The sequence below is a fragment of the Spectribacter hydrogenoxidans genome, from assembly GCF_031846275.1.
GTDB lineage: Bacteria > Pseudomonadota > Gammaproteobacteria > Nevskiales > Salinisphaeraceae > Spectribacter > Spectribacter hydrogenoxidans.
The window spans coordinates 1-25,930 of record NZ_JAVRIB010000002.1; the positions used below are offsets into that span (position 1 = coordinate 1).

Genomic DNA, 25,930 nt, shown 5'->3' on the forward strand with positions numbered 1-25,930 from the left:
TCCAGTTGACCCTCGACTAGAAAATCTTTTGAGCCTAAAGAACACTCCGCTGAAGAGTCTAGCGGAAGAACTCGGCGCAGATTTAGATGGTGTGAATAGACGGAAAAACCCACCTATTAGGCAGGCGATAAGAAATTTTGTAGGGGGAGAGAGAGCGGAGGCGTTGTTAAAAGTAGATGGGAACGTAGACAACGAAGACAACCTAAAGGCGATTTGGACGTCGTTAAAGAAGTTACTTCCCATTTATTCGCTGTTCAAGTCCGATAAATCTTTCGATGACAAAGACGGTGACGTTAAAAGCCCACTGCAAGCTGCCATCGACGAAGCACTTGCACTTGATGAGATTAGGCAGTTATTGGATACCGTCGAAGAGAAAGTCAGAGAGTTCTCAACCGAGGTTGCTGAAAGAACAATCGAGAAGCTAAAGAACTTTGACGAATCAATTGCTGAAAGGCTACGTTCGGAGTTTGGCAAAACACCGAGCTACAGTAAGATTTTCGACCTAACCTTGCTGAATGATGTTGGAATCCCTCTGAATAAGAGAGGTAGCGGCATCAGGAGACTCGTTATATTGAGCTTCTTCCAAGCCCAAGCAGAAAAGAGAAAGGCCGAAACGGGTGCACCGGCAATAATTTACGCAATTGAAGAACCCGAAACATCGCAGCATCCAAACCATCAGCGGATGATCATTGATTCACTTGCTGAATTGGCTAACTCCGATAATGTACAGGTGTTGTTTACAACTCACAGTTCAAACTTGGCTAGGGAGATTCCGACCAAGTCGTTGAGATATATCTCTGAGGACGATAGCAACTGTTTGGCAATTGAATTAGGCGCTAACGATGGGGAAGAAAATCCACAGGTAATTGATAAAATTATCGCCGCACTCGGGATTTTGCCGAACCCCGCTGATAGAGTGAAGGTGCTCTTATTTGTTGAAGGTAACCACGATGTAAATGCTCTGAAGCGCTATAGCGCCATTTTGTCGAGGCAGGATCAAGAAATACTTAATTTGAATGAATCTGATTGTGTTGGGTATGTGATCACAGGCGGGTCAGCGTTAAAACACTACCTTGAACAAAAGCATCTTGATGGATTAGGAAAGCCAGAAGTACATGTTTACGATAATGATGTGAGAGAATATCGAGATGCAGTAGAGCGGATCAATGACGATCCGAGCACGGATAAAGTCGCATTTAACACAGGCAAGAATGAGCTAGAAAACTACCTGCATCCCGATGCAATTGAGGAGGCATACGCGGCCCAAGGCAATGCTGGCGTTGCGATTGGTGCAATTTCGGATGAAATGGATATTCCACTAGCAGTAGCTGAGAAATTTAATGAATTGAACGCCAACAACTGGGAAGAAGTTGCGGACGACAAGAAAAAGGAACTAGCTAGCAATAAGAAGAAATTACTAAACACGATTGCAGTAGAGTGCATGACAGTCGAGCGGCTACAGGAGAATGGTGGGTACGACGATATTCATGAATGGTTGTCAAAGGTGAGTCAGTTCGCCGCTCAGTAGGGCCGCATATAACAGAGCGAAAGGACTTAGACCCCTTTTCCTGCCTTTTCCCGAGGCGTATAAGCGAAGAGGTATCTGGCGGCCCGAAATGGGACGACCTTTCAGCTTGAGTCGAACGCGCCTCGCAGCTAGTCAAATGACGCCCGGTACAAAGGGCTCTGACCCGTTTCCTCGTCACAATGACCGAGTAAGAGGACAGCTGGGTGAAACGCCAGATTGAAACCGCTGACTTCGGCGATGACGGCGAGTACGTTGGCCGGCGGGATCAGCAGGCCAAGGAAAGTCTGGCCGTGCTGAGGGATGCTCTCTCGGAAGGGGAGTTCAGCGGACAATTCAAGGCGTTGGATATGCCGTCAATAAAGGCTGCGGGCCGCAAGCGGATGAAATCGGCTGAGTAGCGTGCAAGCGGCGCGTCACGCCGCGAGCGAAAGCACTCCGCATCCATTTCCACCGGCACAGGCGAATGGCGCGCTTTACGCTGAGGGGTGATTCAGGGGCAGCGATATGAGCGCGCTTGCAGGTATTACCACTCAAGATCAGGAAATCCTGACCGGCATGCCCGTATTTGCCGGAACCCGGGAACCCGTGCGATCGCTGTTCGATTACCTGGAGGCCGGAGATGCGCTGGAGGAATTCCTGCATCAATTTCCGTCGGTACAAAAGCAACAGGCAATAGCGGTCCTGGATGCTGCCTACGAATCCGTGGCCGCCGACGCGGGTACTCATTGACCGAAGAAGGGGCTCGGACCTTTTCCGCTATTGCCGAGTCGCGTAACTGGTCATCAGGTTGCGGTAGTTGGGGATGTGCTCGGAGAACAGGGCGCCGAGCCCCTCGATGTCGTTGCGCCAGTCGCGGTGCAGTTCGCCGGCCATGGCGAACCAGTTCATGAGCTGCACGCCGGCCTGCTGCATGCGCAGCCAGGCGGAATGGCGGGTGACGTCGTTGAAGGTGCCGGACGCGTCGGTGATCACGAACACTTCGTAGCCTTCCTCGATCGCCGATAGCGCCGGGAAGGTCACGCACACCTCGGTGACCACGCCGGCGATGATGAGCTGCTTCTTGCCGGTGGCCTTGACCGCGTTGACGAAGTCCTCGTTGTCCCAGGCGTTGATGTTGCCGGGGCGGGCGATGTAAGGGGCGTCCGGGAAGGTTTCGATCAGTTCCGGCACCAGCGGGCCGTTGGGGCCTTCCTCGAAGCTGGTGGTCAGAATGGTGGGCAGGCCGAAGTATTTTCCGCATGCAGCCGTTGCCAGGACGTTGTTCTTGAACTCGCCGGGCGAGAAATCCTGCACCAGCGAGATCAGCCCGGACTGGTAGTAAAAGGGCTCTGACCCCTTTTTCCCCGGTCCAATAATGACAATCGGGGATATTTGCCACCCAACAAATCGTTGGAGAGGGGTTTTTACTACGCTGGCTGCGCCTGCTCCGCAAAAGCCCGTCGACTCAGGCGTTAGCGAGTTGAGGAGACTCTAATTATGCCGGACCAATCTGACAGCAAAGTTGCGGCGGCGCTTGAGCTTCCTGCGCGCTTAGTGCAGACCGGGGGCATCGTGGCGGTATTGCTCGTCGCATATGGGGACCTGTTTCATACACTGCTGGGCGTAATCGCAGGTTTAATCTGGATAAAAGTGACAAGCGAAGAACTACCCCAGGAGCTAGGCGATCTACGTGTCAAGAGGCAGCTTTTTCAGGCAGTGGCAGAGTGGTTGGGTCGAAGTGACGGAGGCGAGGTTTTCGATAACGCGTACTCCGAACACCTATACATGGATGAAGGGATACAGGCGCCACGGTACGATGCTGTCGCCAAAGCAAAAGGCATTGCCAATATTTGGACTGGCCTGCTCTCGCTTATTCTGCAGTGCTACCTCGTTGTCGTGATCGTTCAGGTCGCGCTTAACTATGTGTATGGTTGATTGCGGCTTTGTACAACCTGTGCGGAACTCGGTAACTAATAAATACAGCCGACCGCTTTCGTCGGCGGCTGATTGACTCGTTATCCGGCGGTCGAGAAGCTCACTGCCGGGCCGCGTAACTGGTCATCAGATTGCGGTAGTTGGGGATGTGCTCGGAGAACAGGGCGCCGAGCCCCTCGATGTCGTTGCGCCAGTCGCGGTGCAGTTCGCCGGCCATGGCGAACCAGTTCATGAGTTGCACCCCGGCCTGCTGCATGCGCAGCCAGGCGGAATGCCGGGTGACTTCGTTGAAGGTGCCGGAGGCGTCGGTGATCACGAACACCTCGTAGCCTTCCTCGATGGCCGACAGCGCCGGGAAGGTCACGCACACCTCGGTGACCACGCCGGCGATGATGAGCTGCTTCTTGCCGGTGGCCTTGACCGCGTTGACGAAGTCCTCGTTGTCCCAGGCGTTGATGTTGCCGGGGCGGGCGATGTAGGGGGCGTCCGGGAAGGTCTCGATCAGTTCCGGCACCAGCGGGCCGTTGGGGCCTTCCTCGAAGCTGGTGGTGAGGATGGTGGGCAGGCCGAAGTACTTGCCGCAGGCGGCGGTGGCCAGCACGTTGTTCTTGAACTCGCCGGGCGAGAAATCCTGTACCAACGAGATCAGCCCGGACTGGTGATCCACCAGCAGCATGGCGGCGTCGTTCTTGTCCAGGCGGCGATATTGGTAGTCGGCAGTCATGGGAATCCCCGTCATCGGTAAATGGCAGGGATGACTGTGCCGGCATTGCGCGGTCGCGGGAAGACGGATGACCGCAACGCCGTGTTCGCGATGGGCGAACGCCGGTGTCAGATCGTCTGCAACGTTCGCTGCAGGTACTCGACCAGCGCCCGCACCTTGCGCGCCGGCTGGCGCTGGTAGGGATAGAGGGCGTGGATGCCGTAAGGCTCAGGTTTTGCGTCCGGCAGCACCGCCACCAGGCGGCCGTCGGCCAGGGCATCGGCGAGGATGAAGCGGGGCAGCAGGGCCAGGCCCAGGCCGGCCAGTACCGCGTCGCGCATGGCCTCGCCGTTGTTGACCACCAGCCGGCAGGTCATGGGCACGTGCCGGGCGGGGCCGTCGTCGCCATGGAATCGCCACAGCTCGGTGGCGGCGACATGGGTGTAGCCGATGGCCGGATGCTGCGGCAGTTCGTCCAGGCTGGCGGGCAGGCCGTGGGTGTCGGCGTAGTCGCGGCTGGCGACGATCACCCGCTCGGCGGTGCCGAGCTTCCGCGCCACCAGATTGGAGTCGCGCAGGTGGCCGATGCGGATGGCCAGGTCGAAGCCGCCCACGGCGATGTCGGCAGCGCGGTCGTCCAGGTCCAGGTCGAGTTGCAGGCCGGGGTGATCGCGCAAAAAGGCGAACAGGGCGGGGCCCAGAATCAGGGTGGAAAAGCTCATCGGCGCGGTGATACGCAGGCTGCCGCGCAGGGCCTGTTCGTCGGTGGCCAGGTCCTCGCCCGCGGCGTCCAGTTCCGCCAGGGCCGCGCGGGCCCGGCGGTAGAAGTCGCGGCCGGCGTCGGTGGCGGTCATCCCGCGGGCGGAGCGGTGCAGCAGGCGCACGCCGAAGGCGGTTTCCAGCGCACTCACCCGCTTGCTGACCACCGACTTGGTGCGCTGCAGGCGCCGGGCAGCGGCGGAGATGCTGCCGGTTTCCACCACCCGCAGGAAGGCTTCGATGTCGTCTAGGGCGTACGCCATCGTTGCATCATAACGAACACTGCGTTCGCGGTGACGGCCCTTGCTCGGCGACGGTTCGCCCCGACTATGATGGCTAGAGCGAACGCAGGAGAACGCCATGACCACAATCGCCGAGATCAACGATGTGAGCACGCCGCGCCCGGTGACCCGGGTGATCACCGGTCAGCCGACCACCGAGGGTGGCGGGGTCAATCTGACCCGCGTGCTCGGCCAGCCGGCCCTGTCCGAGCTGGATCCGTTCCTGTTGCTCGACGAATTCCGCTCGGACGATTCGGCCGACTATCTCGCCGGCTTTCCGGAGCACCCGCACCGCGGCTTCGAGACAGTGACCTACATGCTGGCCGGGCGCATGCGCCACGGCGACAACCACGGGCACAGCGGGGTGATCGGCCCCGGCGGGGTGCAGTGGATGACCGCCGGCCGCGGCATCGTGCATTCGGAAATGCCGGAGCAGGACGAGGGCCTGATGTGGGGCTTCCAGCTCTGGGTGAACCTGCCGGCGGCCGACAAGATGGGCGAACCCGGCTATCAGGAGTACGCCGCGGACGCCATTCCGCAGGTCGATCTGCCGGATGGCGGGCAGGTGCGGGTGATCGCCGGGCATTACGGCGATGCCGTGGGGCCGGTAGCCGCGGCGGCGACCGCGCCGGTGTATCTGGACGTCCGGCTGAATGCGGACGACACGTTCACGACCGCCGTGCCGGCCGGCCACAACGCCATGCTGTATGTCTACGACGGTGCGGTGGACGTGGCCGGGCAATCGCTGACCCGCGGCCAGTTGGGGCAACTGGGCCAGGCCGCCGGCAGCGAGGACGGCGTGGCGTTCACCGCCGGCGACGAAGGCGGCCGGGTCCTGCTGATTGCGGGGGCGCCACTCAACGAGCCGGTGGCTCGGTACGGGCCCTTCGTGATGAACCACGCCCACGAGATCCGTCAGGCGGCGCTGGATTTCCAAGCCGGACGGTTCTAGAGTCGATCGGTCGCTTCTCCCCCGGCAACGGGGGAGAAGTATTTTCACTCAATCGGTCAGGCGGATCACTGCCCATGAGCAACATCGAACCCCAATGCCGTCTGTCCGACTCGCGGGACTGCCCCGCGGCCGCGGATGCGCCGGTCAGCGAAATCATTGCGGCGCGCGAGGCGGTGCTGGGCAAGGACATGGTCATCCGGCGTGCGCTGCCCAGCCGGCACCGGCGCATGATCGGGGCCTGGTGTTTTCTCGACCACGCCGGGCCGGCGGATGTGTCGGCCAATCCGGTCGACGTGGGCTCGCATCCGCACATCGGGTTGCAGACCTTCACCTGGCCGGTGTCGGGCCAGTTGCTGCACAAGGATTCATTGGGCAGCAATCAGGTCATCGATCCGGGGCAGGTCAACCTGATGACCGCCGGGCGCGGGATCACGCATTCGGAGGAATCCCCGGAGGGTGGCCCGGCCTGTTTCGAGGGCGCGCAGTTGTGGATTGCGCTGCCGGATGCCCATCGCCATATCGAGCCGGCGTTCGAGAACTATCCGAAGCAGCCGCAGATCGACCGCGACGGCTTCCGCATCACGGTGCTGGCCGGCGAGGCCTTCGGCGAACGGGCCCCGGCGCGCATCTATTCGCCGCTGGTCAGCGTGGACTTCACCACCGACGGCGACGCCGCCACCGACCTGCCGCTGCGCGCCGATTTCGAGTACGGCCTGCTGGTGCTGCAGGGCGAGCTCACGGTCGCCGGTCAGTCGCTGGTGCCGGGGCAGTTGCTGTATCTCGGCCGCGGCCGGGAATCCCTGCCGGTGCGGGCCGATGGCGCCGTCCGCGTGCTGCTGATCGGCGGCGAACCCTTCGGCGAGGAGATTCTGCTGTGGTGGAATTACGTGGCCCGCACGAAAGCCGAGATCGCCGAGGCGGACGCGGACTGGAAGCGTCATGACCCGCGTTTCGGCGCGGTGCCCGGTTATGCGGGTGAGCCGCTGAATTCGCCGGCGTTGCCCTGGCGGTAGGGCGGTTCTGACGGCGGCTTGAAAGCCGCCCTACCGGCGGAATCGACCGGGTGGCCTATTCGGTTTCGACCAGTACGCTCTGGTCCACGCCCTCGGCATCGCGCCCGGCGCGGGTCCAGATCTCCGTGCGGCCCAGCAGCGAGATGCCGATGTAGCCGCGCAGCTTGAGCTTGTCCGGTTCCGGCGTTTCCATCCAGGCGGAATAGGTCTTGCCGTTGTTGGGGTCGTAGGCCTCGCCATCTTCCCAGCGGCCCTCGCCGTTGTACTCGAAGCCCTTGAGAATGCGGATGCCCAGCAGGGACCGGTCGCGCTTCGCCGGGTCCGGGTTGTGCACGTCCTTCTCGGGGCCGTCGCTCTCGCCGCTGCCGGGCGGCTCGCCCACGGTCTTGCCGAAGTACGCACCGTTTTCCCCGAATATCTGGATGTAGCCGTCCTCGGCGGCGGTCAGCCAGACGCCGGTGATGGCGTCCGCCCCGGGCTGGGCGCTGACGGCCGTGGCCAGGGCGACGAGTAGGGTGGCGACAAGTCGTGTTGGCTGTCGGGAAATCAATGCAGTCATGTCCGGGGTGCGGCGGTTTCAATGTCGATGGCGATATTCTAGCCTGCGGCCAGTACCATGCATCATCAAACGCCCGTCAGCAGGAGTGGCCATGTCCAACATCAGCGTCGAAACCCGGGGGCACGTGCTGTGCATCGGCATCAACCGGCCGGACAAGCGCAATGCGTTCGATCTGGCCATGTACCGTGATATGGCAGCCGCCTACGGCCGGCTCAACCGCGAGCCCGAGTTGCGTTGCGGCCTGCTGTTTGCCCACGGCGATCATTTCACCACCGGGCTGGATCTGTCGGAGTGGGCCTCGGAGTTCGCCGCCGGACGGTTCCCGCCGATTGATGACGACGCCATCGAGCCCTTCGGCCTGGACCCCGACAACCGGCTGACCAAGCCGCTGGTGGTGGCCACCCAGGGGATCTGCTTCACCGCCGGTATCGAGTTCATGCTGGCCGGCGACATCCGCGTGGCCGCCGACAACACCCGCTTCGGCCAGATCGAGATCAAGCGCGGCATCTACCCGGTGGGCGGCGGCACCATCCGCTTCATCCAGAGCATCGGCTGGGGCAACGCCATGCGCTACCTGCTGACCGGCGACGAGATCAGCGCCGATGAGGCCCACCGCATGGGGTTGATCCAGGAGCTCACGCCGGTGGGTCAGCAGTTCGACCGCGCCTTCGAGATCGCCCGGCGGGTGGCGGCCCAGGCACCGCTGGGCGTGCAGGCCACGCTCAGGAGTTCGCGGCTGTCCCTGGACGCCGGTGAGCGCGCCGCCATCGAACGGCTGTTGCCCGACCTGATTCCGATCATGGAAAGCGAGGATGCCCGCGAGGGGGTGCAGTCCTTCGTCGAGCGCCGCGAGGCGCGTTTCCAGGGGCGCTGATCCGGCCGGCGTCCCGGGGCCCGGTGCTAGACTCCGGGCAGTGCCACTGCGCCGGACCACGATCATCTGTTCCGGCCCCGATCAAAAGGAAAAGCCATGGCCGACGAGCCGCTGATCGCCGTCTTCGTCGATTTCGAGAACCTGGCCCTGGGCGTCAAGGACGTGCCCGGCGGCGATTTCCAGATGGAACTGGTCACCAAGCGTCTGCTGGAGAAGGGGCGCATCGTGTTCAAGCGGGCCTACTGCGACTGGACCCGGTACAAGAACACCATGCATGCGTTCCACGCCATGGGGGTGGAGATGATCGACATCCCCCAGTCACGCGTGTCCGGCAAGAACAGCGCCGACATCCGCATGGTCGTGGACGCCATCGACATGTGCTACGCCAAGAGTCATATCGACATCTTCGCGCTGGTATCGGGCGATTCCGATTTCTCGCCGCTGGTTTCCAAGCTCAAGGAAAACGACAAGCGGGTGATCGGTTGCGGGGTCAAGTCGTCCACCTCGGACCTGCTGGTGGCCAACTGCGACGAGTTCATCTACTACGACGACCTGGTCCAGACCGCCCGCAAGAGTGGCACGCGCCGGGCCAAGCGCGGCAACAAGCCGACCGACAAGAGCGCCGAGGCCCGCGAGAAGATTCTCGAGATCGTGCAGTCGCTGGAGTCGGATTACGACCCGGTCTGGGGCTCGCAGATCAAGCAGACGATCAAGCGCGTGTACCCCAGCTTCAACGAGACCCACTACGGCTACAAGGGCTTTTCGGAGCTGCTGCAGGACGCGGAGAAGCAGAAGTTGCTGGCGCTGGAATACGACGCCGATCGTGGCAACTACAAGGTCAGGTCGGTTTGAGTGGAATCGGGAATTTGGTGCGTTTGCGGGCTGGCCGCTTGAAAGCGGCCCTACGCAGGAATCGGGTCCCGACCACCCTGCGGTAGGACGCGATTAATCGCGCCGGCTCACCTGTGCCACGAAAAAGGGCCCGCATCGCGGGCCCTTTTCATTGTCGGTAATGACGGCGTGATTAGTTGATCACCCCGCAGGCAATCCGGCCGCCGGCGGCGCCGACAGGCGGGGAGCTGTGGTCGTTACCCTTCTCGTGCACGACCACGGCCTTGCCGCGGATCACGTCCATCGACAGGCCGCTGAGCGTGATCAGCTCGTTGTCGCTGCCGCTGTCGGCCACGTTGAATTCGCCGAGGTTGCCGTGGATATCGTCGTCCCCGTCGCTCGGGAACTTGAGATGCGGGCCGGCCGCCTGGGCGTTGTCGCCGCAGTCGCCGTTGGCGTGCACATGGAAGGCGTGCTTGCCGGCGGCCAGACCGCTGGCCTCGGCATACACCTGAATGTCCTCGCCCATGGCGGTGAATTCCACCTGACCGGACACGCCGCTACCGTCCACTTCCTCGAGCGTGGCGGTGACCTGGTTGCTGTCGGCCGCCGGCTCCTCGGCCATCGCCTCGTCGGCGGCGTCGTCCATGTCGTCCATGGATTCGCCCGCTTCGGTCATGGCTTCATCGGCGGCATCGCCTGCGTCGTCCATGGCCTGCTCGGCCGTTGTCTGGGCGTCTTCCATGGCCTCTTCGGCCTGCTGCTGATCGCCCTCGCTGCAAGCAGTGATGGTGAAGGCGCCCGCGCAGAGGGCGGCGATCATCCAGAAATTACGCATTGTCCTGGCTCCCGATTGGTTCGAGCTTGGCACGGTGCGCGCTGATGCGCGTCACCAGGTCCCCGTGATTTTCGAGGTCCGAGAATAACACTCCGTAGTTGTCCTGCAGCCAGCTACCGAAGGCCTGCGGGTCGTTTTCCCCCATCAGGCGGGCCAGGGCTGCGGTATGTTCGCCACCACCGGTGGCGGCTTCGCGGCGCACGATATGGAACTGGGAATCCACGAACTCGCGGGCCTCGGCATAACTGGTGTTGGGGCCTTCGGTGGTGGCATCCGAGCTCTGCGATGTGGTGTCGCTGACCTGTTCCAGCGCCTTGGCCGCGGTGTTGGTGGTGCTGGTGACGGCACTGCAGCCGGCCACCACCGGCAGCGTGAACAGCAGGGAAAGAAGTACGCGTTGCATCGGCTTTTCCTCGCGTTGGGGAGAGCCCGAGTCTAGCCCTGTTGGGGCCCCGACGTCGAAGGGATTTGACCGGGCGGGAAGGATGCCCGATTTTCGGGACAGGATTTCACTGCCGCCAAGCCATGGACGCTCTGCGAACCCCCGACGAATGCTTTGCCGGTCTGTCCGGTTATCCGTTCCAACCACGCTACGCCACCATCGACGACCTGCGGCTGCACTACCTGGACGAGGGTGATCCCGATGGCCCGGTGGTCCTGCTGCTGCACGGGGAGCCGAGCTGGTCGTATCTCTACCGCACCATGATTCCGCCGCTGGTGGATGCCGGTTGCCGCGTGCTGGCGCCGGATCTGATCGGCTTCGGGCGGTCGGACAAGCCGGCGGCGGTGGCCGACTACAGCTATCAGCGCCATGTCGACTGGATGCTGGACTGGCTGCGGCAGATCGACCCGGACGGGGTGACGCTGTTCTGCCAGGACTGGGGGTCGCTGATCGGCCTGCGGCTGGTGGCGGCCGAGCCGGACCGGTTCGCCCGGGTGTTCGTGGGCAACGGCGGACTGCCCACCGGCGATGAAAGAGTTCCGGCCGCATTCAGGCTCTGGCGGGCCTTCGCGCTGTACAGTCCCATCTTTCCGGTTGCCGGGATCATGCGGGTGGCCACCCGTGCGCCCATGAGCAAGGCCACGGCGCGCGCCTATGCCGCGCCTTTTCCCGACAAGCGTTATCTGGCCGGTGCCCGCGCCTTCCCCGCGCTGGTGCCGATCACGCCGGACGATCCGGCCAGCGAGCCCAACCGCGAGGCCTGGGCGGTACTGAGAGGGTTCGACAAGCCGTTCCACACCTGCTTTTCCGACGGTGATCCCATCACCCGCGGTCTGGACCGTGGCCTGCGCCGACGGGTGCCGGGTGCCGAAGGGGTGGAGCACACCACCATCGAGGGGGCCGGCCACTTCCTGCAGGAGGACAAGGGACGCGAAATCGCCGCCTTCATGCGGCGGCAGATGGGTTGTTGAGCAGTCGTCTCTCGGCTGGAATGGTTACCGAGTCCCGATCTATGGCAGTGCCCTCCAGAGCGTTCTGAACTGCGTCGTCGCGCGCGACCTTGGCGCGAAACAGGCGACCGGCGCCTGGTATTCACCCATGCGTTCCACATCCGCCGAGTAGCCGATCCATGCAGCCGGCGCGTCACGCATGATGTCCGGCGGATTGTTCAGCATGTCCCGATGCAGCCGTTTGCGGCGGTCGACCATGGAGAAGAACGGCTGCACCCGGCCGGCCTTGCGGCCCTCCTTGCCGGCCAGCGTTTCGATCTGATCCAGTGCCCTGAGCGACAAGGGGCTGGGTACGACCGGTACCACCACGGTATCCGCTGCGCGCAGCACGGCGTTGGCCAGGCTCCCGAGTCCCGGCGGGCAATCGAGTACTACCAGCGTGTAGGTTTCGGAGAAGGGCTCGATCAGTTCGGCCAGCCGCTTCTTGCTGCCGCTGGAGGCCCGCAGCAGCGCATCCATGTGGCGGAAACTGGTGTCGCCGGGAATCGCGTGAAGCCGCTCGTGATGGGCGCTGCGCCGCACGAAGCGGCCCAGCGGCCGGTCGCCGTCCACCACCTTGCGGGCGGCCAGCTTGCGGTCCGTGTCCACCTGCAGGTACCAGCTGGCGGCGGCTTGCGGGTCCAGGTCCCAGAGCAGCACGTGTTCGCCGGCCCGGGCTGCCTCCCAGGCCAGATTGACCGCCGCGGCGGTCTTGCCGACGCCGCCCTTGGCGCTGTGCAGGGCCCAGATGTGCATGACCGCAGCCTCGCGCCGGAATGTGACAAGGAGATGACAACCTGATTTCGGCGCCGGCCGGCCTTACTCGCCGGCGGTCAGCTTCAATCCGATCACTGCGATGATCAGCAACGCCAGACAGAGCAGCCGCGCGGTTTCGCGCGGCTCGTCGAACAGCAGCATGCCCAGGATGGTGGTACCCGCCGTGCCGATGCCCACCCACACCGCGTAGGCAGTGCCCAGCGGCAGGGTGCGCACGGCCAGCGACAGCCCGTACAGGCTGGCCACCATCGCCAGGCCGGTGAGCAGACTGGGCAGGGGGCGGGTGAAGCCGTCGGTGTACTTCAGCCCGATCGCCCAGGCAATCTCGAACGCCGCCGCGATGATGAGAATGAACCAAGCCATGATCCGGCAAGGATGACGCCGCGGCCCGGATTTGCAAGCGCGCGATGGCTGGCCAATGATGCCGCCCATGCGCGTGGTCCTGATCAGCGACACCCACGGCTATCTGGATGACCGGATTGCCGCCTTCCTGCCCGGTTGCGACCGGATCGTGCATGCCGGCGATGTGGGCGCCGGGGTGGCCGAGGCACTGGCTGCGCTCGAGCTGCCGGTGACGGTGGTGACGGGTAACAACGATCCGGCGGACGCCGGCTGGCCGGTCTCGGCGGAGCTCGATCTGCCGGGCGGCCGGCTGGTGGTCATCCACGGTCACCAGTGGCCGGCGGCCCGGCGTCATCGCCGGCTGCGCGCGGCCTATCCCGACGCCCGCGCGGTGGTCTGCGGGCACAGCCATCGCCAAGTCGTGGACCGGGACCAGGCCCCCTGGATTCTCAACCCCGGCGCCGCCGGCCGCACCCGGACCTACGGCGGCCCCGGTTACATTGTTCTCGACGCCGACTCGCAGGGCTGGCGGGTCGACGCCCGGCAATTGTCCCGCCGGCCGTGATCCGAGTGACCGGGCTGGTCGGGCTCGCACTCTGGTGCCTGGCCGGCGCCGCCGAGCCGCCGGCCCTGACGCTGGCCGAGGATTACCAGCGAGGACTGGACGTCGCTGATTACTGGGTGAGCGAGAAGCTCGACGGGGTTCGCGGTTACTGGACTGGCGAGCGGCTGATCACCCGCGGCGGGCATCCAGTGAATCCGCCGGCCTGGTTCGTCGCCGATTTCCCGGACGTGCCCCTGGACGGCGAGCTCTGGCTCGGCCGCGGTCGTTTCGCCGAAACCTCGGGCATCGTGCGCACGGATGAGCCCGTGGATGACGAGTGGCGGCGCATGCGCTTCATGGTGTTCGATCTGCCGGCGCATGGTGGGTCGTTCAGTGCGCGGCTCGAGGCACTGCGGCAGCGGCTGGCAGCACTGGACATCGCCTGGCTGCGCCCGGTTGAACAGTTCCGGGTGGCGGATCATGCCGACCTGCAGCGCCGGCTCGAGGCCGTGGTGGATCGCGGCGGGGAAGGGCTGATGCTGCGCCGGGCCGATTCGCTGCATGAAAGCGGTCGCAGCGGCGATCTGCTCAAGGTCAAGACGCATCAGGACGCCGAAGCCCGGGTGATCCGGCACCTGCCGGGCGACGGCAAATATGCGGACATGATGGGCTCGTTGCTGGTGGAAACCCCGGACGGCCGTCGCTTCCGGCTGGGCACCGGTTTCACCGACGAGCAGCGGGCCGACCCACCGCCGGTGGGAAGTTGGGTAACCTATCGGTTCAACGGATTCACCACCAACGGATTGCCACGATTCGCCCGTTTCCTGCGCGTTCGTCCCGGTTACACACCACCCTGATGCGCCGGCTCGCCGCCGCGGGGCTGATACTGCTGGTTGCCGCCTGCAGCAGCACGCCGGATCACCGCGTGCCGGCGGTGCGGGTGTCCGACGCCGGGGTGGCCCTGGACGACACCGCGGCGGTGCGCGAAACCCTGTATGCGCAGCTGGACGATTGGCGCGGCACGCCGTACCGGGTGGGAGGCATGACTCGTGACGGGGTGGACTGCTCCGCCTTCGTGCTGCGGGTGTTCCGTGACGCCTTCGGCATCCGGCTGCCGCGCACCACCGAGTTGCAGGCCTTCGTCGGCGAACCCGTGGAAGACCGGACCGCCGGGGATCTGGTGTTCTTCAAGACCGGCTGGAAGCAGTGGCACGTGGGCATTTACGTGGAGGAGCAGCGATTCGTCCACGCCTCGACCAGCCAGGGGGTGATTCTCAGCGACTTGCGCAACCCCTACTGGGCCGGCCACTACTGGCATACCCGCCGTCTGCGAATGGATTGACCGCCCCCGGCCACGGGGCCGGGGACGATCGGCCATCAATGCGGATGGCGGATCAGTAGGCGCCGGAATCGTCCTTTTCGGTGTCCTCGACGACGTCCTCCTGGTGTTCGGAGGCCGGCATTTCGTCGGTCGAACGCTCGCCCTCGCTGCGTTCGGCCCCTTCGGCCTTGTCGGTGACGCCTTTGGTGGCTTCTGCCTGGTGCTCGCTGGCCGGCATCTCGGTTTGCTTGTCCCTGTCACCGGCCCAGGCTGGGCTCAGAGTCAGGGCGCCGCCGAACAACAGCGTGGCGATGGTGGTCGTGATGGGGTGTTTGTGCATGGACATGTTGGCGAACCTCTCTTCAGAATCGAATGTCGGTTTGCCCTCGTACACAACACACCCTGCGGACGATGCCGGCGTTTTAAAGGGGCGGCATACCGATAACAAATCCGATATGCCGGAAAGCCGGTCGAAGCGGCGGACATGCGTTCGCCCGGCTACACGACGCTAGACGATAGCCAGCGGCTGCTTGCGGGTGGGCGCCGGGAAGCAGGTTTCCAGTGCCGCCATCGTATCCGCGTCCAGTCGCCTGTCAGAGGCGCCGGCGTTGTCGGCCACATGGTCGAGCGTGCCGGCCTTGGGGATGGCCATCACGTCACCGTTGTGCATCACCCAGGCCAGCATCAGCTGCGCGGGACTCATGCCGGCTTCGGCGGCCAGCCGGTGTAGGCGCGCATCCTGCAGCGGGCCGCGGCCCTGGCCCAGCGGGCAGTAGGCCATGACCGGCAGCGCTCGTTCGCGGCACCAGGGCAGCAGGTCGTATTCGATGCCGCGCGAGCCGAGGTGGTAGAGCACCTGGTCGGTGCTGCAGGCCGCACCGCCGGCCAGGTTGAGCCAGTCGCGCATGCCGGCCACGTCGAAGTTGGACACGCCCCAGCGGCGGATCAGCCCGTCGTTCTGCAACCCCTCGAAACCGGCCAGGGTGTCGGCCAGCGGCACGCCGCCCGGCCAGTGCAGCAGGTACAGGTCGATGCAGTCCGTGCCCAGGCGTTGCAGGCTGGCCTCGCAAGCCGCGCGCATGCGCTTCGGATCGGCATTGTGCGGAAATACCTTGGAGACCAGGAACACCTCGTCACGGCGGCCGGCGATGGCCCTGCCGGTGACACGCTCGGCGCCGCCGCTGCCGTACATTTCGGCGGTGTCGATCAGGGTCAGGCCGTGATCGATGCCGGCCTGCAGGGCGTGGATCTCGGCGTCCCGGGCGGCGGCGTTCTCGCCCATGTGCCAGGTGCCCTGGCCGAGCGCCGGGACGGCGGTTCCGTCCGGCAGGGTGACGGTTGCGGTCATGAATGGCCCTGTTCGGTTGCGCGCGGTTGCTCGGGACGGGTGGCCAGATACAGGCCGACGCCGGTCAGGGTGACAGCTACCACCGGCGGTACCCACCAGACCGGTGCGGTCAGCCAGACGATGACCCAGCTCAGTGCCATCAGGGACAGCGACATCAGCTTGGCGCGACGTGACATCACCCGGTGATCCTGCCACGCCACCAGCGCCGGCCCATAGGTGGGATGTTCGCGCAGACGCCGGCGCAGCTCCGGTGAGCTCTTGCCCGCGGCCCAGGCGGCCACGATCAGGAACGGGGTGGTGGGCAGCACCGGCAGTACCGCGCCGACCGCACCCAGGGCGACGAACAGCATCGCCACGCCCCGCCAGATCCGGCGCGTCAGCGCGGATGACGCGCCGCCGTCATCGCTCACGGCCGGCTCGCCCACGCCGGGACCTGTCCGAATACCACTCCGAACACCAGCGGCAGCAGGCTGTAGACCAGCGCCGTGATCAGCACCAGGAAACCGATGTTCAGCCACAGCCCGGTGCGCGCCATTTGCGGCAGCGAGACGTGCCCGCTGCCGAAAGCGATGGCGTTGGGTGGCGTGGCCACCGGCAGCATGAATGCGCAGGAGGCCGCCAGCGCCGCCGGTACCGCCAGGGTCAGCGGGTTTTCGCCCAGGCCGATGGCCAGTGCCGCCAGCACCGGCAGGAAGGCCGCGGTGGTGGCGGTGTTGCTGGTCAGTTCGGTGAGCAGCAGGATGGTGGCGCACGCCGCCAGCATCACCAGCACCAGCGGCAGTTGATCCAGACCGCCCAGCAGATGGCCGATGTAGTCCGCCAGCCCGGTGTCCTGCACTCCGGCGGCCAGCGACAGGCCGCCGCCGAACAGCAGCAGCACGCCCCAGGGCAGGTCGGCGGCGACTTCCCAGTCCAGTACCGGCTGCCACGGCTGCCGCTGCGCCGGTAGCACGAACAGCAGCAGCGCCCCGGCCATGGCGATGCCGGCATCGGACAGGCCCGGCACGTAGGCCGTCAGCAGCGGCGCCGCAATCCAGGCCGCCGCTACCAGGCCGAACACCACGGCCACGGTGATTTCCGGGCCGCTGACCGGGCCCAGTTCGCGCCGCCGGGCGGCGATGGCGTCGGCGCCGCCGGCCAGCGTCAGGCCGCGCAGCGGGTAGCAGCGGATCAGCACCGCGAACACCAGCGGCAGCCCCAGGCCCACCAGCGGCAGGCCGAAGGCCAGCCACTGGGCGAAGCCGATCTCCACCCCCTGGGTTTCGCGCAGGAACCCGGCGAGCAGGGCGTTGGGCGGGGTGCCGATCAGCGTGCCCAGGCCGCCGACGTTGGCGCCGTAGGCGATCGCCAGCACCAGCGCGGTGGCAAAGGCGCGCCCGCGGGCCTCGCCGGCAGCCGCCAGCCCGGTTACGCTGACCGCAATGGGCAGCATCATCATGGCGGTGGCGGTGTTGCTCACCCACATGGACAGAAAGCCGGTGGCCAGCACGAATCCCAGCACGATGCGCCGCGGTCCGCTGCCCACCGCGGCCACGATGGCCAGTGCCAGCCGCCGGTGCAGGCCGTGGCGCTGCATGGCCAGCGCCAGCAGGAAGCCGCCAAGGAACAGGAAGATGATGGGGTTGGCGTAGGGCCGGGCGGTGGCGTCGATGTCGGCCACGCCCAGCAGCGGGAAGGCGGCCAGCGGCACCAGCGCGGTGGCCGGAATCGGAATCGCCTCGGTGATCCACCAGGTGGCCATCACCAGGCCGACCACCGCGCAGTGCCAGCCGGCGGCCGACAGGCCCGCGGGCGCCGGCAGTGCCAGCAGTACGGCGGCTCCGACCAGACCGCCGACCAGACCGGCGAGGCTCAGGCGACGCGTGGTGGCGGGTTCGGATCGGTCCGGAGGCGACGCCGACATGGCGGTGATCCGGTCGTCAGCGCCCGACCGTGGCCGACTTTCCCACGCGCTGCCGGTTGGCCGCCAGGGTGTCCAGCAGGAAGGCGTAGATCAGGGCGGTCTCGTCCAGCGCCTCGAAGCGGCCGGGCCGGCCGCCATGGCCCGCAGCCATATGTGTCTTGAGCAGCAGGGTGTTGTCGTCGGTCTTGGTGGCGCGCAGTTTCGCCACCCACTTGGCCGGCTCCCAGTAGGTCACGCGCGGGTCGGAGACCCCGGCGATGGCCAGGATCGGCGGATAGGCCTGGGCGGTGACGTTCTGGTAGGGGCAGTAGCCGCGAATGGTGGCGAAGGCGTCCGGGTCCTCGATCGGATTGCCCCATTCCGGCCACTCCGGCGGGGTCAGGGGCAGGCTGGGATCGAGCATGGTATTGAGCACGTCCACGAATGGCACGTCCGCCACCGCCGCGCCCAGCAGGTCGGGCCGGCGGTTGAGCACCGCGCCCACCAGCATGCCGCCGGCGGAGCCGCCCAGCGCGGCGATGCGCCCGGCGCGGGTGTAGTCCTGCGCGATAAGGTATTCGGCGGCGGCGGCGTAGTCGTCGAAGGTGTTGGTCTTGTGGGCCGCCTTGCCCTGCCGGTACCAGGCATAGCCCTTTTCCATGCCGCCGCGGATGTGGGCGGTGGCGTAGACGAAGCCGCGGTCGACCAGCGACAGCCGGTTGCCGGAGAACGCCGCCGATTCGGAGACGCCGTAGGCGCCGTAGCCGTAGAGCAGGCAGGGCGCACTGCCGTCGATGGCGGTGTCGCGGTGATGCAGGATGGTCACCGGCACCGTCTCGCCGTCGGCGGTGGGCGCGGCCAGGCGGCGCACCACGTAGGCCTCGGCATCGTGGCCGCTGGGAATTTCGCGGCGCTTGCGCAGCACGCGCTCGCGGCTGGCCATGTCGTAGTCCCAGGTCTCCGGCGGACGGGCCGGGGAGGTGTAGACGAAGCGCAGGTCGTCGGTGTCGTATTCCAGCCCGGTGGCCATGCCCAGGGCGTAGGCGGCCTCGTCGAAGGCGATGGCGTGTTCGTCGCCGCTGGTCTTGGCGGTGATCACGATGCGCGGCAGCGCGTCCACCCGTTCCAGCCGTACCCGGTGGCGGGCGAACTCCACGTTGTCCAGGATCAGCCGACCCGGCTGGTGCGCGACCAGATCGGTCCAGTTGGCCCGGCCCGGATCGGCCAGCGGCGCGGTGACCAGCTTGAAGTCCTCGGCGTCGTCGGCGTTGGTGACGATCACCAGCCGGCCGGCCTCGCGGTCGTGATCGACGTCGTATTCCACCCCCGGATCGCGCGGCGCGACCACCCGTGGCGCGGCGGTCGGATCGCGGGCGTCGATCAGCCGGACCTCGCTGGTCTCGTGATCGTGGGCGTCGATGAGCAGGAAGTCCCCGCTCTGGGTTTCGCCCAGGCCGACGAAGAACCCGGCATCGGCCTCCTCGTAGACCAGCGTGGCGGATTCGGGCGGCTCGCCCAGGGCCAGCCGCCAGATGCGGCAGGGCCGGTGGTTGTCGTCCAGGGTGGTGTAGAACAGCCAGTTGGAGTCCGCCGACCACAGCACGTTGCCGGCGGTTTCCGGCACCGGCGGCTGGATTTCCTCGCCGGTGGCGAGGTCGCGCACGTGCAGGTTGAACACCTCGGCGCCGGACTCGTCCACGGTAAACGCCAGCTTCGCGTGGTCGTTGCTGTGGGCCACCGTGCCGATGTTGAAATAGTCGCGACCGGCGGCTTCGGCGTCGCCGTCCAGCAGTATCTGTTCGCCGTCGTCGGCGTCGCGCGGGCGGCGGCAGAACACCGCGTGCTCGCCGCCCTCACGGAAACGGCTGTAATAGGCCCAGTCGCCGTCGGGCACCGGCACGCTGGCGTCGTCCTCGAGAATGCGGCCGCGCATCTCGGCCACCAGTGCCTTCTGCAGGTCCTGCAGCTGCCCGGTGGCGGCCTCGGTGTAGGCGTTCTCGGCTTCCAGATAGGCACGGATTTCGGGCGCCAGCTTGCCGGGATCGCGCATGGCCTCGCGCCAGTTGTCGTCGCGCAGCCAGGCGTAGGGGTCTTCCAGCGTGACGCCGTGCAGCGTGCGTTGCGTGGGACGGGGCTCGGCCAGCGTCGGCTGCGGATGATTGGCGGAATCCGGGGTCATGCGCGGTGGGGCGGCAATGGAATGCGGCCGGCAGTCTTGCCGAATCCCGGGGTGAGGTCAAAGCGGCGGCGGCCTGCAGATGGCGTCCGGCCGGGTGCCGCGCTAGTCTCGGCGGCCACGACCACACGCGACCAGGCAAGCGATGACCAAGACCCGCAATCCCATTGGCTGGGGCTATCTCGAGGACCGGCTGGAGGACAAGCAGCGCGAGCGGATACTGCCGGCGATCCAGATGTTTCTCGGCGGCGAGCTGGCCGAACACCGCCCGCCGCCGGATGACGCGGATGTCGCCATTCTTCGGGCAAAGCTCACCCCGCCCGACTCGTTGCGGGAAGTGATGGCCACCGACCACGCGTCGGCACTGCTCCATGCCGCCGGGCGCAGTTTTCGCGATCTGGCCACACTGCGGTCCGGTGAACCGGTGCCGGCTCCGGATCTGGTGGCGACCCCGCGTGACGAAAACGAACTGGCGGATGTGCTGGCCTGGGCCTCGGACCAGAGCATCGCGGTGATTCCCTTCGGCGGCGGCTCCAGCGTGGTCGGCGGGGTGAACCCGGAAGGGCTGGAGGATCGCAACGGCGTGGTCAGCCTGGATCTGCAGCAGTTGCACCAGGTGCTCGAGGTCAGCGAACGCGACCGAGTGGTCCATGCCCAGGCCGGCATTCTGGGGCCCGACCTGGATGCCGCGCTCAAGCCCCACGGGCTGGCTGTTCGGCATTATCCGCAGTCCTATTTTCACTCCACTCTCGGTGGTTGGGTGGCCACCCGCGGGGCCGGGCATTTCTCCACCCTGCGGGCCAAGATCGAGGACCGCGTCCAGGCCCTGTCGGTGATGCTGCCCGACGGCCGCGTGATGGAAACCCGGCCCCTGCCGGCCTCCAGCATCGGTCCCGACCCGAACCGTTTGTGGTGCGGCAGCGAGGGCGCGCTGGGGGTGATCGTGGATGCCCGGCTGCGGGTGGTGGCGGACCCCGAGCACAAGCTGTCGCGGTCGGTGGCGTTCGAGGATTTCCCCTCGGCACTGGAGGCCACTCGGGCGATTGTCCAGGCCGACCTGTGGCCGTCCCAGATGCGGGTGCTGGACCCGTATGAGCATCTCGTCTCCGGGGCCCTGTCGGGCCGGCCGGGGCAGGGGGCGCTGATGATCCTGGGCTTCGAGGGCGAGCGCGATCGCACGCATGACCTGGACGATGCCCTGGCCATCGCGCGTGATCACGGCGGCACCCCCAACCCGCCCGCGGACAATGCCGGCAGCGGCGGCTGGCGTGACACCTTCTTCCGGCAGCCCTATCTGCGCGATGCGCTGCTCGACTACGCCCTGATCATGGACACGTTCGAAACCGCCGTGCCCTGGTCGGCACTGCCGACCTTCTACCACGAGGTGCGCCAGGCCACGCTGAATGCCGTCAACGAGGTGGGCGGTACCGGCGGGGTGACCTGTCGGGTCACCCACGCCTACCCGGACGGGGTCTGTCTGTACTTTTCCTTCTACGCGCCCGGCCGGCACGACTCGCTGGTCCAGCAGTGGCGTGAAATCCGCGATGCCGGTGCCGAGGCGGTGAACGCCGGCGGCGGTACCCAGAGCCATCATCACGCCATGGGCCGCGATCACCAGCGCTGGGCCCGCGAGGAGATTCCTGCCGCCTTCCGCAGCGCCGTGCGGGCCGCCCGCCAGGAGCTGGATCCCCGTGGCATCATGAATCCGGGACTCTGGTTCGACACCTGAAGGGGAGATCGCCATGCGGACGACGGCGGGCAACCTGACGATCGAATGCGAGGTGGGCGACATCGCCGCCCAACCCGACATGGACGCGGTGGTCAACGCGGCCAATGCGCAGCTGATGATCGGCGGCGGGGTGGCCGGGGCCATCCATCGCGCCGCGGGCAAGGGGCTGGCCGAGGAGTGTGCGCCGCTGGCGCCGATTGCGCCGGGCGAGGCGGTGATCACCGGTGGCCATGGTCTGCCCAACCCTTACGTCATCCACTGCCTCGGTCCGGTGTACGGCATGGATGAGCCGGCCGATCGGCTACTGGCCGACTGTTACCGCAACGCCCTGCGGCTGGCGGAGGAAAATGGCCTGAAATCCATCGTGTTTCCGGCCATTTCCACCGGCGCCTTCGGCTATCCGCTGCGCCCGGCCACCGAGATTGCCTTTGCCACCGTGCTGGACGCGGCGCCGCGATTGAACAGCCTCCGCCAAGTCCGTTTCTGTCTGTACAGCGACGGCGACTACGACGTCCACGCCGAGGTATTGCGAACGCTCGCCGGCTAGCTGGAATCGACCCGAAGCGCCCTGGCTACTGACTCCGCCACTGCGGCACCGCGAGCAGGATCAGCCGCAACTGCCGGGTGGTGGTGTTGATGATCTCGGCATCGGCGTCAGGATCGTCCTCCGGCGCATTCAGGATCAGATCGGTGGCTTCGGTGACTGCGGCCACGATCAACCCGGCAATCATGCGCAGGTCCGGCGCCGACCAACGATCCAGTACCGGGAAACGCCCCAGATCGGTGGCCAGTTCGCTGACGAACAGCTGGATGCCGTTATGGATGCCGTGCCGCAGCGTGGCCACCCCGCCGAAGCGCTCGCGCATGATGAAGTGGAAGTGCAGACGGTTGGCCTGCACGTAGCGCACGTAGGTGCTCACCGAACTGCGGATGACCTGTTCGTGGGGCACCGGCTGTTCCCGGGCCTCGCGCATCATCCGCCGCAGGGTGCGCAGACTTTCGTCCACCAGTGCCAGGCCCAGCGCTTCCATGCTCTCGAAATGCCGATAGAACGCAGTCGGCACGATGCCCACTGATTGCGTGAGCTTGCGCAGTGACAGGGCGTCGAAGCTGCGCCCACGGGCGATCTGGCGTAGCGCCGCATCCATGAGTGCCTTGCGGGTGGTCTCGCCGCGGCCGGCCCGGCGCGCGGTCATCGGTATCGCCTTGTAACGTGAATGGTTGTTGACACCGCTGGGTGCTGTCATTGCCGAGGAAGGAGTCTGCATTATAAAGCCATCGCCGTGGTTGGTGAATGACAAAGTGAACAGTCGTTTACATCACGCAGGCCGCTCGGTATTGTGGATGCCTGTTCAAACGCGAACGCGACCGCTGATGTTGATCACTACAGTCCCTGCGGCCTACACCGCTGCGGTGACGCACTGGTGCGGCTTGACGCGGTTTGCGCGATCGTTTCGTGCACCTCGTGACGGCTGCGGTGTTATAGCGCTACCCTTTGCTAATGAAACCGTACTCGGCTGACGCCATGCCCGGAAAAATCGAGATTGCCAAGGATGTGATGGAGGTCGCCGTGCAATCCGGCGCGGAGCGGGTCGGGCGCATCGCCGGCGCGGTGACCCGCACGGTGGGCGAGATCACCGGCGAGGTGGGCGGCTGGTTCACCGACATCTTCGAGATCATGGATGCCGCCGACCGGGCCGAGGCCGATCGCGAGGCGGACGAGACCGATCACGATCGGTAGACTGCCGGCATGGCAGGTGCCGATACGATTTTCCGCTTTTCCCATCCCCTGCGCGTGCGGTGGGCCGAATGCGATCTGCAGGGGATCGTGTTCTTCGGTCGCTACTACGAATACTTCGATATCGGCATGACCGAATATCTGCGGGCGCTGGGCGTGGCCTACCCGCGGGATTTCCTGGCTGCCGGCGGGGATCTGTTCATCAAGCACAGTGAGTGCGACCACCAGGGTTCCGCCCGCTTTGATGAAATCATCGACATTGACACCCGCATCGCCCGGCTCGGGCGTTCCTCCATCGTGTTCGAATTCCGCGTGGCCCGCGCTGGCGAAGCTCTGGCCAACGGGCAGATCGTCTACGTGTTCGCTGATCCCGAGGCACGCACGACGCTGGCGCTGCCGGCGGATTTCCGGGCGGCGGTGGAATCCTTCGAGACGTTCGACGACAAGGAGTGACTCGTGTCTGACCGCGTACTACTCATCACCGGCGCCTCCAGCGGCATCGGCGCCGCCACCGCGCGGGCGGCCGTGGCGGCCGGATTCCGGGTGGCGCTGGCCGCCCGGCGCCGGGACAAGCTTGCCGATCTGGCCGCGGAACTGGGTGGTGACGAGCAAGCGCTGGCCATCGACTGCGACGTGACCGACTACCACGCGCAGGAAGCAATGGTGGCGGAGACCGTTGCCCACTTCGGCCGGCTGGATGCAGTGTTCGCCAATGCCGGTCGCGGCGGTGAACCGGGTGGTTTCTCCGGCGCCGATCCCGACGTCTGGCGCGACATGACCCTGATCAACGTGCTCGGCGTGGCCTACACCCTGCGGGCGGCCATGGCCGAACTGAAAAAGACCAAGGGCCATATCCTGCTGACCGGTTCCGCGGCCGGGCGGACGACCATTCCGGGTTCCATGTATTCCGCCACCAAGTGGGCGGTTACCGGCATGGGCTACAACGTGCGCGAGGAGGTCAAGGACGAGGGCATCCGCACCACGCTGATCGAGCCCGGCATGGTGGACACACCGTTCTTCGACGAGCCCAAGCCGGGCGTGCTGCAGGCCGAGGACATCGCCGATGCCGTGGTCTGGGCCCTGACCCGGCCGCGCCGGGTGGACGTGAACGAGATATTCCTGCGGCCGGCGCCGGCCTCGTGACCGTCGCCGAGCGCGGGTCGCGCCGGTTCGATTTCATCCTGTTCGGGGCCACCGGGTTTGCCGGCGGCCTGACTGCCGAGTACCTGGCCACGCAGCCCGAATGCGCCGGGCTGAACTGGGCGCTGGCCGGACGCAATGTCGCCAGACTGGAAGCGGTTCGCCCCCGGCTGGCAACGCTGAACCCGGATCTCGCCGAACTGCCATTGATCGAAATCGATCTGGCCGATGCCGATCGGCTGCAGGCGGTGGTGGCCGATGCCCGGGCCGTGGCCACGACCGTCGGGCCCTACATCCATTACGGCGAGCCCCTGGTGCGGGCAGCAGCCCACTGCGGCACGGATTATCTCGACCTGACCGGCGAGCCGGAATTCGTCGATCGCATGCTGGCCCGCTACGATCGGCCGGCCCGCGACAGCGGCGCCCGCATCGTGCATTGCTGCGGGTTCGATTCCATTCCCCATGACCTGGGCGCGCAGTTCACCGTCGAGCAGTTGCCGACAGACCAGCCGCTTACCGTGGAAGGTTTCGTGCGGGCCGGCGGCCGGCCCTCTGGCGGCACCTGGCATTCCGCCATCCACGCCTTCAGCCGGGCGCGGGACTATGCCGCCCAGCGCCGGCGTCAGCGCGGCGATTCGCCGGGGAGCAACGGTGCCCGGCGCGTGCGGGGTACTCCGCCGGGCGTTCGCTGGGAGTCGCGCCTCAAGGCCTGGGTCTGTCCCTTTCCCAGCATCGATCCGCAGATCGTCAAGCGGTCTGCCCGGGCCCTGGACGAATACGGGCCGGACTTCCGCTACGGCCATTACGTGGCGGTGCGGCGATTGCCGGTGCTGGCCGCGGGCGTGGCCGGCGTGGCGGGCCTGTTCGTGGGCGCCCAGGTACCGCCGGTGCGCAAGGCGCTGCTGGCGATGCGGTCCCCCGGCGAGGGTCCGGACGAGGCCGAGCGCGCCCGGGGCTGGTTCGAGGTACATTTCCTGGGCCGCGCGGCGGATGGTCAATCCGTGCACACCCGGGTCAGCGGCGGCGACCCGGGTTACGACGAAACCGCCCGCATGCTGGGCGAATCGCTCCTTTGCCTGGCCCATGAAGAAGCGGCGGTGCGCCCCGGCATCGGGACCCCGGCAACGGTACTGGGACCGCCACTGCGGCAACGGCTGCAGCGTGCCGGCATGGGGTTTGATGTGGTCGCGACCTGGCGCGATCTGAGCTGACCGGGCGTCACACCCCGACTGAAGAATAAATAAAACATA

General features: G+C 65.9%; 32 protein-coding genes. 18 read left to right on the forward strand and 14 right to left on the reverse strand.

The features are described from left to right. The 3 genes from RM532_RS01750 to RM532_RS01760 form a co-directional block, all read left to right on the forward strand. Positions 1-1,528: ATP-dependent nuclease (locus RM532_RS01750; RefSeq protein WP_311651393.1), on the forward strand; the 1,528-nt coding region annotated here is incomplete at its 5' end. Positions 1,529-1,731: 203 nt separating this feature from the next. Next, positions 1,732-1,926 carry a type II toxin-antitoxin system ParD family antitoxin gene (locus RM532_RS01755; protein ID WP_311651394.1) on the forward strand — a complete coding sequence of 65 codons (195 nt, stop codon included), beginning with the start codon at positions 1,732-1,734 and terminating at the stop codon, positions 1,924-1,926. Between the two features lie 106 nt (positions 1,927-2,032). Next, a complete protein-coding gene (locus RM532_RS01760; protein WP_311651395.1) occupies positions 2,033-2,257 on the forward strand; it encodes a DUF433 domain-containing protein in 225 nt (74 codons plus the stop codon). Positions 2,258-2,284: 27 nt separating this feature from the next. Here the strand turns inward: RM532_RS01760 and ycaC (RM532_RS01765) are convergent, their stop codons facing one another. Next, complete coding sequence (gene ycaC / locus RM532_RS01765) at positions 2,285-2,899, reverse strand: isochorismate family cysteine hydrolase YcaC (RefSeq protein WP_311651675.1); 615 nt, start codon at positions 2,897-2,899, stop codon at positions 2,285-2,287. A 105-nt stretch (positions 2,900-3,004) separates the two neighbouring features. On the opposite strand from ycaC (RM532_RS01765), the gene RM532_RS01770 reads away from it, so the two are divergent. Next, positions 3,005-3,442 (forward strand): hypothetical protein, encoded by a 438-nt coding sequence (locus RM532_RS01770; RefSeq protein WP_311651396.1) that lies wholly within the window; start codon positions 3,005-3,007, stop codon positions 3,440-3,442. A gap of 100 nt (positions 3,443-3,542) precedes the next feature. Here the strand turns inward: RM532_RS01770 and ycaC (RM532_RS01775) are convergent, their stop codons facing one another. Both ycaC (RM532_RS01775) and RM532_RS01780 read right to left on the reverse strand, forming a co-directional pair. Continuing rightward, the gene (gene ycaC, locus RM532_RS01775; protein ID WP_311651397.1) at positions 3,543-4,166 is read right to left on the reverse strand and encodes an isochorismate family cysteine hydrolase YcaC; all 624 of its coding nucleotides are present in this window, start codon (positions 4,164-4,166) and stop codon (positions 3,543-3,545) included. A gap of 107 nt (positions 4,167-4,273) precedes the next feature. Beyond that, entirely contained in the window at positions 4,274-5,167 is an 894-nt protein-coding gene (locus RM532_RS01780; protein WP_311651398.1) for a LysR family transcriptional regulator, read from the reverse strand. A gap of 97 nt (positions 5,168-5,264) precedes the next feature. Between RM532_RS01780 and RM532_RS01785 the strand changes: the two genes are divergently transcribed. Further along, positions 5,265-6,137: a pirin family protein gene (locus RM532_RS01785; protein ID WP_311651399.1), complete on the forward strand. Its 873-nt coding sequence runs from the start codon at positions 5,265-5,267 to the stop codon at positions 6,135-6,137. Between the two features lie 74 nt (positions 6,138-6,211). Next, a complete protein-coding gene (locus RM532_RS01790; RefSeq protein WP_311651400.1) occupies positions 6,212-7,150 on the forward strand; it encodes a pirin family protein in 939 nt (312 codons plus the stop codon). Positions 7,151-7,205: 55 nt separating this feature from the next. Here the strand turns inward: RM532_RS01790 and RM532_RS01795 are convergent, their stop codons facing one another. Then, a complete protein-coding gene (locus RM532_RS01795) occupies positions 7,206-7,709 on the reverse strand; it encodes a DUF2147 domain-containing protein (RefSeq protein WP_311651401.1) in 504 nt (167 codons plus the stop codon). Positions 7,710-7,800: 91 nt separating this feature from the next. Between RM532_RS01795 and RM532_RS01800 the strand changes: the two genes are divergently transcribed. Together RM532_RS01800 and RM532_RS01805 are read left to right on the forward strand one after the other, a co-directional pair. Then, positions 7,801-8,583, forward strand: a complete 783-nt coding sequence (locus RM532_RS01800) for a crotonase/enoyl-CoA hydratase family protein (protein WP_311651402.1) — start codon at positions 7,801-7,803, stop codon at positions 8,581-8,583. Between the two features lie 96 nt (positions 8,584-8,679). Next, positions 8,680-9,435 (forward strand): NYN domain-containing protein, encoded by a 756-nt coding sequence (locus RM532_RS01805; RefSeq protein WP_311651403.1) that lies wholly within the window; start codon positions 8,680-8,682, stop codon positions 9,433-9,435. A gap of 172 nt (positions 9,436-9,607) precedes the next feature. Here the strand turns inward: RM532_RS01805 and RM532_RS01810 are convergent, their stop codons facing one another. Beyond that, positions 9,608-10,252: a superoxide dismutase family protein gene (locus tag RM532_RS01810; protein WP_311651404.1), complete on the reverse strand. Its 645-nt coding sequence runs from the start codon at positions 10,250-10,252 to the stop codon at positions 9,608-9,610. Beyond that, positions 10,245-10,655, reverse strand: a complete 411-nt coding sequence (locus tag RM532_RS01815; RefSeq protein ID WP_311651405.1) for a DUF3015 family protein — start codon at positions 10,653-10,655, stop codon at positions 10,245-10,247. The genes RM532_RS01810 and RM532_RS01815 overlap by 8 nt, the downstream gene beginning before the upstream one ends. 122 nt (positions 10,656-10,777) lie before the next feature. On the opposite strand from RM532_RS01815, the gene RM532_RS01820 reads away from it, so the two are divergent. After that, the gene (locus RM532_RS01820) at positions 10,778-11,665 is read left to right on the forward strand and encodes a haloalkane dehalogenase (RefSeq protein WP_311651406.1); all 888 of its coding nucleotides are present in this window, start codon (positions 10,778-10,780) and stop codon (positions 11,663-11,665) included. Between the two features lie 39 nt (positions 11,666-11,704). On the opposite strand, the gene RM532_RS01825 is transcribed toward RM532_RS01820, so the two are convergent. Together RM532_RS01825 and RM532_RS01830 are read right to left on the reverse strand one after the other, a co-directional pair. Then, positions 11,705-12,439, reverse strand: coding sequence for a ParA family protein (locus tag RM532_RS01825; RefSeq protein WP_311651407.1), 735 nt, complete (start codon positions 12,437-12,439; stop codon positions 11,705-11,707). 63 nt (positions 12,440-12,502) lie between these two features. Then, on the reverse strand, positions 12,503-12,823 hold the full coding sequence (locus RM532_RS01830) for a DMT family transporter (RefSeq protein ID WP_311651408.1): 321 nt from the start codon (positions 12,821-12,823) through the stop codon (positions 12,503-12,505). A gap of 67 nt (positions 12,824-12,890) precedes the next feature. Between RM532_RS01830 and RM532_RS01835 the strand changes: the two genes are divergently transcribed. Genes RM532_RS01835 through RM532_RS01845 form a run of 3 tightly spaced genes read left to right on the forward strand, consistent with a single transcriptional unit; the run spans position 12,891 to position 14,688 of the window. After that, the gene (locus RM532_RS01835; RefSeq protein WP_311651410.1) at positions 12,891-13,367 is read left to right on the forward strand and encodes a metallophosphoesterase family protein; all 477 of its coding nucleotides are present in this window, start codon (positions 12,891-12,893) and stop codon (positions 13,365-13,367) included. Positions 13,368-13,372: 5 nt separating this feature from the next. Further along, on the forward strand, positions 13,373-14,203 hold the full coding sequence (locus RM532_RS01840; RefSeq protein ID WP_311651411.1) for a DNA ligase: 831 nt from the start codon (positions 13,373-13,375) through the stop codon (positions 14,201-14,203). Continuing rightward, positions 14,203-14,688: an NlpC/P60 family protein gene (locus tag RM532_RS01845; RefSeq protein WP_311651412.1), complete on the forward strand. Its 486-nt coding sequence runs from the start codon at positions 14,203-14,205 to the stop codon at positions 14,686-14,688. Before RM532_RS01840 ends, RM532_RS01845 begins: the two co-directional genes overlap by 1 nt. Before the next feature lie 52 nt (positions 14,689-14,740). Here the strand turns inward: RM532_RS01845 and RM532_RS01850 are convergent, their stop codons facing one another. The 5 genes from RM532_RS01850 to RM532_RS01870 all read right to left on the reverse strand — a co-directional run bounded on the left by RM532_RS01850 (position 14,741) and on the right by RM532_RS01870 (position 20,076). Next, positions 14,741-15,013 carry a hypothetical protein gene (locus tag RM532_RS01850; RefSeq protein WP_311651413.1) on the reverse strand — a complete coding sequence of 91 codons (273 nt, stop codon included), beginning with the start codon at positions 15,011-15,013 and terminating at the stop codon, positions 14,741-14,743. Between the two features lie 162 nt (positions 15,014-15,175). After that, positions 15,176-16,015: an aldo/keto reductase gene (locus RM532_RS01855; RefSeq protein WP_311651414.1), complete on the reverse strand. Its 840-nt coding sequence runs from the start codon at positions 16,013-16,015 to the stop codon at positions 15,176-15,178. Beyond that, a complete protein-coding gene (locus RM532_RS01860; RefSeq protein ID WP_311651415.1) occupies positions 16,012-16,425 on the reverse strand; it encodes a YbaN family protein in 414 nt (137 codons plus the stop codon). The genes RM532_RS01855 and RM532_RS01860 overlap by 4 nt, the downstream gene beginning before the upstream one ends. Further along, entirely contained in the window at positions 16,422-17,918 is a 1,497-nt protein-coding gene (locus tag RM532_RS01865) for an SLC13 family permease (RefSeq protein WP_311651416.1), read from the reverse strand. Before RM532_RS01865 ends, RM532_RS01860 begins: the two co-directional genes overlap by 4 nt. A gap of 16 nt (positions 17,919-17,934) precedes the next feature. Next, positions 17,935-20,076: a S9 family peptidase gene (locus tag RM532_RS01870; RefSeq protein ID WP_311651417.1), complete on the reverse strand. Its 2,142-nt coding sequence runs from the start codon at positions 20,074-20,076 to the stop codon at positions 17,935-17,937. Between the two features lie 142 nt (positions 20,077-20,218). Here RM532_RS01870 and RM532_RS01875 point away from each other — a divergent pair, with 142 nt between their 5' ends. Together RM532_RS01875 and RM532_RS01880 are read left to right on the forward strand one after the other, a co-directional pair. Beyond that, the gene (locus tag RM532_RS01875) at positions 20,219-21,802 is read left to right on the forward strand and encodes an FAD-binding oxidoreductase (RefSeq protein ID WP_311651418.1); all 1,584 of its coding nucleotides are present in this window, start codon (positions 20,219-20,221) and stop codon (positions 21,800-21,802) included. A 13-nt stretch (positions 21,803-21,815) separates the two neighbouring features. Continuing rightward, the gene (locus RM532_RS01880) at positions 21,816-22,349 is read left to right on the forward strand and encodes a macro domain-containing protein (protein ID WP_311651419.1); all 534 of its coding nucleotides are present in this window, start codon (positions 21,816-21,818) and stop codon (positions 22,347-22,349) included. Positions 22,350-22,374: 25 nt separating this feature from the next. Here RM532_RS01880 and RM532_RS01885 read toward each other — a convergent pair whose 3' ends face one another. Then, a complete protein-coding gene (locus RM532_RS01885; protein ID WP_311651420.1) occupies positions 22,375-22,998 on the reverse strand; it encodes a TetR family transcriptional regulator in 624 nt (207 codons plus the stop codon). Between the two features lie 329 nt (positions 22,999-23,327). On the opposite strand from RM532_RS01885, the gene RM532_RS01890 reads away from it, so the two are divergent. The 4 genes from RM532_RS01890 to RM532_RS01905 are packed head-to-tail and all read left to right on the forward strand — an operon-like array spanning position 23,328 to position 25,891. Beyond that, positions 23,328-23,543, forward strand: a complete 216-nt coding sequence (locus RM532_RS01890; RefSeq protein WP_311651421.1) for a hypothetical protein — start codon at positions 23,328-23,330, stop codon at positions 23,541-23,543. Between the two features lie 9 nt (positions 23,544-23,552). Further along, positions 23,553-23,993 carry an acyl-CoA thioesterase gene (locus RM532_RS01895; protein ID WP_311651422.1) on the forward strand — a complete coding sequence of 147 codons (441 nt, stop codon included), beginning with the start codon at positions 23,553-23,555 and terminating at the stop codon, positions 23,991-23,993. 3 nt (positions 23,994-23,996) lie between these two features. Next, positions 23,997-24,683 carry an SDR family oxidoreductase gene (locus tag RM532_RS01900; RefSeq protein ID WP_311651423.1) on the forward strand — a complete coding sequence of 229 codons (687 nt, stop codon included), beginning with the start codon at positions 23,997-23,999 and terminating at the stop codon, positions 24,681-24,683. Beyond that, positions 24,680-25,891 carry a saccharopine dehydrogenase family protein gene (locus tag RM532_RS01905; RefSeq protein ID WP_311651424.1) on the forward strand — a complete coding sequence of 404 codons (1,212 nt, stop codon included), beginning with the start codon at positions 24,680-24,682 and terminating at the stop codon, positions 25,889-25,891. Before RM532_RS01900 ends, RM532_RS01905 begins: the two co-directional genes overlap by 4 nt. Positions 25,892-25,930: the final 39 nt, after the last annotated feature.

Excerpts from the sequence above, each read along its gene's own strand:
- RM532_RS01760 (WP_311651395.1), top strand. The coding sequence starts at position 2,033 with ATGAGCGCGCTTGCAGGTATTACCACTCAAGATCAGGAAATCCTGACC.
- RM532_RS01770 (WP_311651396.1), top strand. The coding sequence starts at position 3,005 with ATGCCGGACCAATCTGACAGCAAAGTTGCGGCGGCGCTTGAGCTTCCT.
- ycaC (WP_311651397.1), bottom strand. The coding sequence starts at position 4,166 with ATGACTGCCGACTACCAATATCGCCGCCTGGACAAGAACGACGCCGCC.
- RM532_RS01780 (WP_311651398.1), bottom strand. The coding sequence starts at position 5,167 with ATGGCGTACGCCCTAGACGACATCGAAGCCTTCCTGCGGGTGGTGGAA.
- RM532_RS01785 (WP_311651399.1), top strand. The coding sequence starts at position 5,265 with ATGACCACAATCGCCGAGATCAACGATGTGAGCACGCCGCGCCCGGTG.
- RM532_RS01790 (WP_311651400.1), top strand. The coding sequence starts at position 6,212 with ATGAGCAACATCGAACCCCAATGCCGTCTGTCCGACTCGCGGGACTGC.
- RM532_RS01795 (WP_311651401.1), bottom strand. The coding sequence starts at position 7,709 with ATGACTGCATTGATTTCCCGACAGCCAACACGACTTGTCGCCACCCTA.
- RM532_RS01800 (WP_311651402.1), top strand. The coding sequence starts at position 7,801 with ATGTCCAACATCAGCGTCGAAACCCGGGGGCACGTGCTGTGCATCGGC.
- RM532_RS01805 (WP_311651403.1), top strand. The coding sequence starts at position 8,680 with ATGGCCGACGAGCCGCTGATCGCCGTCTTCGTCGATTTCGAGAACCTG.
- RM532_RS01810 (WP_311651404.1), bottom strand. The coding sequence starts at position 10,252 with ATGCGTAATTTCTGGATGATCGCCGCCCTCTGCGCGGGCGCCTTCACC.
- RM532_RS01815 (WP_311651405.1), bottom strand. The coding sequence starts at position 10,655 with ATGCAACGCGTACTTCTTTCCCTGCTGTTCACGCTGCCGGTGGTGGCC.
- RM532_RS01820 (WP_311651406.1), top strand. The coding sequence starts at position 10,778 with ATGGACGCTCTGCGAACCCCCGACGAATGCTTTGCCGGTCTGTCCGGT.
- RM532_RS01825 (WP_311651407.1), bottom strand. The coding sequence starts at position 12,439 with ATGCACATCTGGGCCCTGCACAGCGCCAAGGGCGGCGTCGGCAAGACC.
- RM532_RS01830 (WP_311651408.1), bottom strand. The coding sequence starts at position 12,823 with ATGGCTTGGTTCATTCTCATCATCGCGGCGGCGTTCGAGATTGCCTGG.
- RM532_RS01835 (WP_311651410.1), top strand. The coding sequence starts at position 12,891 with ATGCGCGTGGTCCTGATCAGCGACACCCACGGCTATCTGGATGACCGG.
- RM532_RS01845 (WP_311651412.1), top strand. The coding sequence starts at position 14,203 with ATGCGCCGGCTCGCCGCCGCGGGGCTGATACTGCTGGTTGCCGCCTGC.
- RM532_RS01850 (WP_311651413.1), bottom strand. The coding sequence starts at position 15,013 with ATGTCCATGCACAAACACCCCATCACGACCACCATCGCCACGCTGTTG.
- RM532_RS01855 (WP_311651414.1), bottom strand. The coding sequence starts at position 16,015 with ATGACCGCAACCGTCACCCTGCCGGACGGAACCGCCGTCCCGGCGCTC.
- RM532_RS01865 (WP_311651416.1), bottom strand. The coding sequence starts at position 17,918 with ATGTCGGCGTCGCCTCCGGACCGATCCGAACCCGCCACCACGCGTCGC.
- RM532_RS01870 (WP_311651417.1), bottom strand. The coding sequence starts at position 20,076 with ATGACCCCGGATTCCGCCAATCATCCGCAGCCGACGCTGGCCGAGCCC.
- RM532_RS01875 (WP_311651418.1), top strand. The coding sequence starts at position 20,219 with ATGACCAAGACCCGCAATCCCATTGGCTGGGGCTATCTCGAGGACCGG.
- RM532_RS01880 (WP_311651419.1), top strand. The coding sequence starts at position 21,816 with ATGCGGACGACGGCGGGCAACCTGACGATCGAATGCGAGGTGGGCGAC.
- RM532_RS01885 (WP_311651420.1), bottom strand. The coding sequence starts at position 22,998 with ATGACCGCGCGCCGGGCCGGCCGCGGCGAGACCACCCGCAAGGCACTC.
- RM532_RS01890 (WP_311651421.1), top strand. The coding sequence starts at position 23,328 with ATGCCCGGAAAAATCGAGATTGCCAAGGATGTGATGGAGGTCGCCGTG.
- RM532_RS01895 (WP_311651422.1), top strand. The coding sequence starts at position 23,553 with ATGGCAGGTGCCGATACGATTTTCCGCTTTTCCCATCCCCTGCGCGTG.